This is a genomic window from Hymenobacter agri, from assembly GCF_054778495.1.
In genome coordinates this window covers 1-5,819 of the sequence record NZ_BAAGZM010000253.1, presented here as the reverse complement: position 1 = coordinate 5,819, position 5,819 = coordinate 1, and the positions used below count along the sequence as shown (strand labels likewise).

Genomic DNA, 5,819 nt, shown 5'->3' with positions numbered 1-5,819 from the left:
GCGCGCCGGCGAGCTGAACGCCCGTTTCGAGACGCCGCTGCTGCTGGCGGCCAACGCCGCCGACCACCGCGAGGCGCTTTTGCAGGCCCGCAGGTAACCCGTCGGCCGATTTACGGCGTACTTTGCCCCATGTCCGACACCCAGCCCACGCCCCTCGATTCCATCAACGCCGCCGCCGAGCAGGTGCGGCAGCAGTTACAACTGAAAGCCTTCGACGCCGAAGCCGTGGCCCATTTGGTCAATTTTATTCAGGCCCAGCGCGGGCAGCTGGGCGCCGCCGAGCGGCCGGGCGTGGTCATGGCGCTGGGGTGCTTTTTGGGCGAGTGCCTGGTGCGGGCCTACGGAGGTGAATGGGCCACCGGCAAAGACGGTACAACCGGGGTGGGACTAGCCAACCGATTTTTTTTTAATCCCTTCCATTTAGTCGATGCGCAACTGAATGAGGGGGAAAGCGCCTCGGTAGCGGCTTTTTTTGCCTCGGTTCCGCAGCGGCTGAAAGCGCCGGTCGCCGCACGTAAGGGATGGATTTCGTAATCTTGCGGGGCCAATGGCCACCCGCGTCGTTATGAAACAACTCGTTATTGCCATTGACGGCTACTCCTCCTGCGGTAAAAGCACGACCGCCAAAGCCGTGGCCCAGCTGCTGCACTACGCCTACGTCGACACCGGCGCCATGTACCGCGCCGTTACGCTGTACCTGCTGGAGCAGGGCATCGTCTTCGACGATATGGCTGGCATCGAGCAGGCCCTGCGCGACATTCACATCAGCTTCCGCCGCCACCGCCGCACCGGCCGCAATGAGCTTTTCCTGAACGGCGTCAATCGCGAAGACGACATTCGCCAGATGCGCATTTCCAATACCGTGAGCGAAGTGTCGGGCATTCCGATGGTGCGCCACGCCATGGTGGCCCAGCAGCAGCGCATGGGCCGCAAGCGCGGCGTGGTGATGGACGGCCGCGACATCGGCACCACCGTTTTCCCCGATGCCGAAGTGAAAATCTTCATGACGGCCGAAGTCGAGCTGCGCGCCCGGCGCCGCCAGGAAGAGCTGGCCGCCAAAGGCGAAATCGTGCCGCTCGACGACATCATCGAGAATCTGCGCAAGCGCGACCACCTCGACTCGACCCGCGCCGAAAGCCCCCTGCGCCGCGCCCCCGACGCCGTGCTGCTCGACACTACGCACATCACCATCTCCGAGCAGGTTGATTTTGTGCTCGATAGGGCCTCGTCGGCGCTGTTTGCGGCGGGGTGGGAGTAGCCTTACAGATTAGGCGCCATCTGTCATCCTCAATCTGTCGTCCCATACCCCGCGCAACTGCTGTACCTTTGCCCTCCGGCGAACTCCTCGCCGCCGCAGGAGTGTTACCCGCACCGCATGAAGGTCACGATTGATAAGAATTCCGGCTACTGCTTCGGCGTAGAATTCGCCATCCAGATGGCTGAGGACGAGTTGGCGCACGAAGAAACCCTGTATTGCCTCGGCGATATCGTGCACAACCGCATGGAAGTGGAGCGCCTGCACCAGCAGGGCCTGCGCATCATCGACCGCGAGCAGCTGGCCGAGCTACACGACTGCAAGGTGCTCATCCGGGCCCACGGCGAGCCGCCCGAAACCTACCAGCTGGCCCTGCAAAACAACCTGGAGCTGATTGACGCCAGCTGCCCGGTGGTGCTCAAGCTGCAAAACCGCGTGAAGCACGCCTTCGACCTGAGCCAGCGCCAGAACGGCCAGATTGTGATTTACGGCCAGCCTGGCCACGCCGAAGTGGCCGGCCTTACGGGCCAGACCGGCAACCGCGCCATCATCGTGATGAACGAGGCCGACCTCGACCAGATTGATTTTGCGCGGCCCGTCACGCTCTTCAGCCAAACCACCAAAAGCACCGCCGGCTTCTACAAGATGAAGGCGCTGATGGAGGCCCGCATCCAAGCCGCCGGCGGGCAGCTCGACAGCTTCGACGCCAACGACAGCATTTGCCGGCAGGTGAGCAATCGCGAGCCCGCCCTGGCCAAATTCGCCACCGAATACGACGTGGTGCTGTTCGTAAGCGGCCGCAAAAGCTCCAACGGCAAAGCGCTGTTCTCGGTGGTGAACGGCGTGAACCCGCGCAGCTACTTCATCGAAAACGCCGACGAGGTGCAGGACGAATGGCTGGTCGGGGCCGAAACCGTGGGCATCTGCGGCGCCACCAGCACCCCGCTGTGGCTGATGCAGCAGGTAGCCGAGCGGGTGCAAGGCGTGGGCGAGCCGGCCTAGCGCCAGTGCTACCGGTGCGCCGCCAGCTCCTGCTGGTATAGCCGCCGGTTTTCTTCATCAAACACCACCGTGTGGGGCCACGTGTGCGCCGCCAGCCACTGCCGCACCTCGCGCACGGCCACGGAGGCGGCTTCGGCCTTGGGGTAACCGTAGATGCCGGTACTGATGCCGGGAAAGGCCACGCTGGCCAATTCACGGGCGGCAGCAAGTTGCAGGCAGCTTCTGTAACAAGCGGCTAGTTCTTCTGCCTCGTGCTGGTTTCCGCCGTGCCAAACCGGGCCGGCAGTATGAATTACAACGGTAGCTGGCAGATTACCGCCAGTGGTTGCCACTGCTTGCCCGGGGGGAAGACCGAACGGATATTTTCTCTCACGCAGAAAGCGGCATTCCTCTAAAATCTTGGGACCACCGGCGCGATGAATGGCGCCATCGACGCCGCCTCCACCGAGCAGGCTGGAGTTGGCCGCGTTCACGATGGCCGCCACGACTTGCTTAGTGATGTCGCCCGGCACGAGCTGGATGCGGGCGGAGAGGGCAGAGGCAGGCATGGCGAAAAGAAAGCAGGACGGGTGTAATGCGCGCCGCAAGTTGGCGATTGATGCGGTACGCGGCCAGTGCGGCAACGGATTCGGGCGCGGTGGCCTGCAGTTCGAGCCCCTTTTACGACGGTTCAAGTGCTTTTTCCGACGGTTCGGCAACGAGCAGTTGCGGCTGGGTTCGCCCGGCGGATACCTTTGAATCATTAATCACAACCACTTAAACGCCCACGCTCATGGAAACCCTGCAACGCGACCCCTACCTGTGGCAAAAAGCGAAAGCTCGCGCCAAATTTCAATCGCACCTGTTGTCGTTCCTGTTCGTGAACGCGCTGCTGTGGGTGATTTGGGCCTTCACCGACTCACACTCCTACCACTACGGCCACCGCTTCCACGCCGACATCCCCTGGCCTTTGTGGGTGACGTTCTTCTGGGGCCTGGGCCTGGTTCGGCGCGGCATTGCCACCTACGGCGGCTTCACCTACGAGCAGCGCGCCCAGCGCGAGTACGACCGCCTGGCTCGCCAGCAGAGCAGCGGCGTCGACCCGCTCGATAAGTACCGTTAGGCCTGATTAGCTGCCGGTTTTTCGCTTACATCCTTACCCTTCCACTTTCCTTTTTCTGCTTCGGCCGAATCTGAAGAGCCTGCGACGTCGTTCGCGGGCCCGACGGGTTCGGCCGATTTGTTGGGGCCGGGCGCGCGCTGGCGGTGGGCGCATCGGCTGTGCGGCCTATCTTCACCGCATGAACCGCCTCCCCAAGCGCCTGCTCGGCCGCCGCGAGCTCGTTGATTTTCCGGATTTTGCGCTGGGCGGCGTCGAGGCCAAAGTCGATACCGGGGCCTACACCAGCGCCATTCACTGCACCAATATCCACCTCGAAACCACTGGCGCAGGCCGCCCGGTGCTGGTGGTGAGCCTGCTCGACCCCGGCCACGAAGGGGCCGACGGCCGCCTGCTGACCTTTCCCGACTTTGCGCTGCGCGACATTCGCTCCAGCAACGGCGAGGTGCAGGAGCGCTACGTCATTCGGGCGGTGGTGCAGCTCTACGGCGAGCATTTCGAAACCGAATTTTCACTCTCCGACCGGTCCGACATGAAATACCCGGTGCTGCTGGGCCGCAGCCTGTTGCGGGCGGGCCGCTTCGTGGTCGACGTGGCCCGGCGCAACCTTTCCTACAAAAATCAGGCACGGTCCGCCGCCCGCCGCGCCCGCTCCTGAGTAGCTTTGTAGGCCGGCTCTCATCCTGAGTGCAGTGCAGGACCTTGTCGCGCAAGCACGCATTGCAGGCGTAAGAAGGTCCTTCGCGCCGCTCAGGATGACAAACGACGCCTACACCACCCCCGCCACCCCCATTCCACCCCGATGAAACTGGCCATTCTCTCGCGCGAGCCAAATTCTTACTCGACCCAGCGGCTGGTGGCGGCCGCCGCCGCCAAAGGCCACGAGGCCGTGGTGGTCGACCACCTGCACTGCAACCTGGTGCTCGAAAAAGGCCAGCCCGGCATCATCTACAAAGGCCAGAAGCTCGAAGGCTTCGACGCCATTATTCCGCGCATCGGGGCTTCGGTCACGTTCTACGGCACGGCCGTGGTGCGGCAGTTTGAGATGATGAAGGTGCGCACTGCCATCGACAGCCAGGCCATTGTGCGCTCGCGCGACAAGCTGCGCTCGATGCAGATACTGAGCCGCGCCGGCGTGGGCATGCCCAAAACGGCCTTCACCAACTTTTCCGAAGACGTGCCGGCCATGATAAGCCAGGTGGGCGGCGCGCCCGTCATCATCAAGCTGCTGGAGGGCACGCAGGGCCTGGGCGTGGTGCTGGCCGAGTCGGCCAAGGCCGCGCAGTCGGTAATTGAGGCGTTCCACAACCTCAAGGCCCGCATTATTGTGCAGGAATTCATTGCCGAAAGCAAAGGCGCCGACCTGCGCGCCTTTGTGGTGGATGGCGAAGTAGTGGGTGCCATGAAGCGCCAGGGCAAGGAGGGCGAGTTTCGCTCGAACCTGCACCGCGGCGGCTCGGGCACCCTCGTGAAGCTGTCGCGGGCCGAAAAAGCGGCGGCGCTGCTGGCCACCAAGGCCCTGGGCCTGGGCATTGCCGGCGTGGACATGCTGCAAAGCAAGCGCGGCCCGCTGGTGCTCGAAGTGAACTCCTCGCCCGGCCTCGAAGGCATCGAAAAAGCCACCGGCCTCGACATCGCCGGCCGCATCATCGATTACACGGCTGCCTTGGCCAGCAAGAAGAAAACCAAAGCCAAACCCAAAAAAGACGCCGCGCAGGGCGTAGATGCGCAGTCGGACGTGCCGGGCGGCAAGTAGGAGTAGGGGAAGAGCAGGGCGGTAGGAAGTGCGGAACCTGTAGGGGCGGGGCTTGTCCCCGCCCGTCGTTGAACGGCATCGTTGTGGCGGTGCGAACCACCCGGGCAGGGGCAAGCCCCGCCCTTATACCTGCTTACCATTTCAACACACTCCACCTATGCCCAGCCCCGTCGCCCCGTTCCACCTCAACGGCCTCACCATTCAGCCCGGCGAGCGGGTGCTCACGCGGCTGGTGATTTCGAAGCTGCCCTCGGGCACGGTGATTGACGTACCGGTGCACGTGCTGCGCTCCGAAATCCCCGGCCCCACGCTGCTGCTGATGGGTGGCATGCACGGCGACGAGGTGAACGGCATCGAAACCATCCGGCGGCTGGTGCGGCGCGAGCTGCTGATGCCGCTGCGGGGCTCCATCATCGCCATTCCCATCCTCAACATCTACGGGTTTCTGAATTTCAGCCGCGATGTGCCCGACGGTAAGGATGTGAACCGCTCGTTTCCCGGGTTTCCGCGCGGGTCGCTGGCCGGGCGGGTGGCCCACCGCTTCATGCGCGAAATTATGCCGCTGATTGACTACGGCATCGATTTTCACACCGGCGGCGCGGCGCGGGCCAACTTCCCACAGGTGCGTGCCCTGCTGGGCGTCGACCCCGAAGTGGATGCGCTGGCGGCCGCTTTCGCGGCCCCGTTCACGCTACACGCGGGGCTGC

General features: G+C 63.7%; 8 protein-coding genes. 7 read left to right on the top strand and 1 reads right to left on the bottom strand.

Annotated elements, in window-relative coordinates:
* The first annotated feature begins 129 nt into the window (after positions 1-129).
* The 3 genes from ACYVDE_RS13000 to ACYVDE_RS12990 all read left to right on the top strand — a co-directional run bounded on the left by ACYVDE_RS13000 (position 130) and on the right by ACYVDE_RS12990 (position 2,257).
* A complete protein-coding gene (locus tag ACYVDE_RS13000; RefSeq protein ID WP_460501972.1) occupies positions 130-534 on the top strand; it encodes a hypothetical protein in 405 nt (134 codons plus the stop codon).
* A 31-nt stretch (positions 535-565) separates the two neighbouring features.
* Positions 566-1,258 carry a (d)CMP kinase gene (cmk, locus tag ACYVDE_RS12995; protein WP_460501971.1) on the top strand — a complete coding sequence of 231 codons (693 nt, stop codon included), beginning with the start codon at positions 566-568 and terminating at the stop codon, positions 1,256-1,258.
* 117 nt (positions 1,259-1,375) lie between these two features.
* The gene (locus ACYVDE_RS12990; protein ID WP_460501970.1) at positions 1,376-2,257 is read left to right on the top strand and encodes a 4-hydroxy-3-methylbut-2-enyl diphosphate reductase; all 882 of its coding nucleotides are present in this window, start codon (positions 1,376-1,378) and stop codon (positions 2,255-2,257) included.
* Between the two features lie 8 nt (positions 2,258-2,265).
* Here the strand turns inward: ACYVDE_RS12990 and ACYVDE_RS12985 are convergent, their stop codons facing one another.
* A complete protein-coding gene (locus ACYVDE_RS12985; RefSeq protein WP_460501969.1) occupies positions 2,266-2,805 on the bottom strand; it encodes a macro domain-containing protein in 540 nt (179 codons plus the stop codon).
* Positions 2,806-3,029: 224 nt separating this feature from the next.
* Between ACYVDE_RS12985 and ACYVDE_RS12980 the strand changes: the two genes are divergently transcribed.
* The 4 genes from ACYVDE_RS12980 to ACYVDE_RS12965 form a co-directional block, all read left to right on the top strand.
* On the top strand, positions 3,030-3,359 hold the full coding sequence (locus ACYVDE_RS12980) for a 2TM domain-containing protein (RefSeq protein ID WP_460501968.1): 330 nt from the start codon (positions 3,030-3,032) through the stop codon (positions 3,357-3,359).
* A gap of 178 nt (positions 3,360-3,537) precedes the next feature.
* Positions 3,538-4,014 carry an ATP-dependent zinc protease family protein gene (locus ACYVDE_RS12975; protein WP_460501967.1) on the top strand — a complete coding sequence of 159 codons (477 nt, stop codon included), beginning with the start codon at positions 3,538-3,540 and terminating at the stop codon, positions 4,012-4,014.
* A gap of 144 nt (positions 4,015-4,158) precedes the next feature.
* Positions 4,159-5,112 (top strand): 30S ribosomal protein S6--L-glutamate ligase, encoded by a 954-nt coding sequence (gene rimK, locus ACYVDE_RS12970; RefSeq protein WP_460501966.1) that lies wholly within the window; start codon positions 4,159-4,161, stop codon positions 5,110-5,112.
* A gap of 157 nt (positions 5,113-5,269) precedes the next feature.
* Positions 5,270-5,819, top strand: a 550-nt coding sequence (locus ACYVDE_RS12965) for a succinylglutamate desuccinylase/aspartoacylase family protein (protein WP_460501965.1), incomplete at its 3' end; no start/stop codon positions are given.

Coding starts and splice junctions, on each gene's coding strand:
- ACYVDE_RS13000 (WP_460501972.1), top strand. CDS start 130: ATGTCCGACACCCAGCCCACGCCCCTCGATTCCATCAACGCCGCCGCC.
- ACYVDE_RS12980 (WP_460501968.1), top strand. CDS start 3,030: ATGGAAACCCTGCAACGCGACCCCTACCTGTGGCAAAAAGCGAAAGCT.
- cmk (WP_460501971.1), top strand. CDS start 566: ATGAAACAACTCGTTATTGCCATTGACGGCTACTCCTCCTGCGGTAAA.
- ACYVDE_RS12985 (WP_460501969.1), bottom strand. CDS start 2,805: ATGCCTGCCTCTGCCCTCTCCGCCCGCATCCAGCTCGTGCCGGGCGAC.
- rimK (WP_460501966.1), top strand. CDS start 4,159: ATGAAACTGGCCATTCTCTCGCGCGAGCCAAATTCTTACTCGACCCAG.
- ACYVDE_RS12990 (WP_460501970.1), top strand. CDS start 1,376: ATGAAGGTCACGATTGATAAGAATTCCGGCTACTGCTTCGGCGTAGAA.
- ACYVDE_RS12975 (WP_460501967.1), top strand. CDS start 3,538: ATGAACCGCCTCCCCAAGCGCCTGCTCGGCCGCCGCGAGCTCGTTGAT.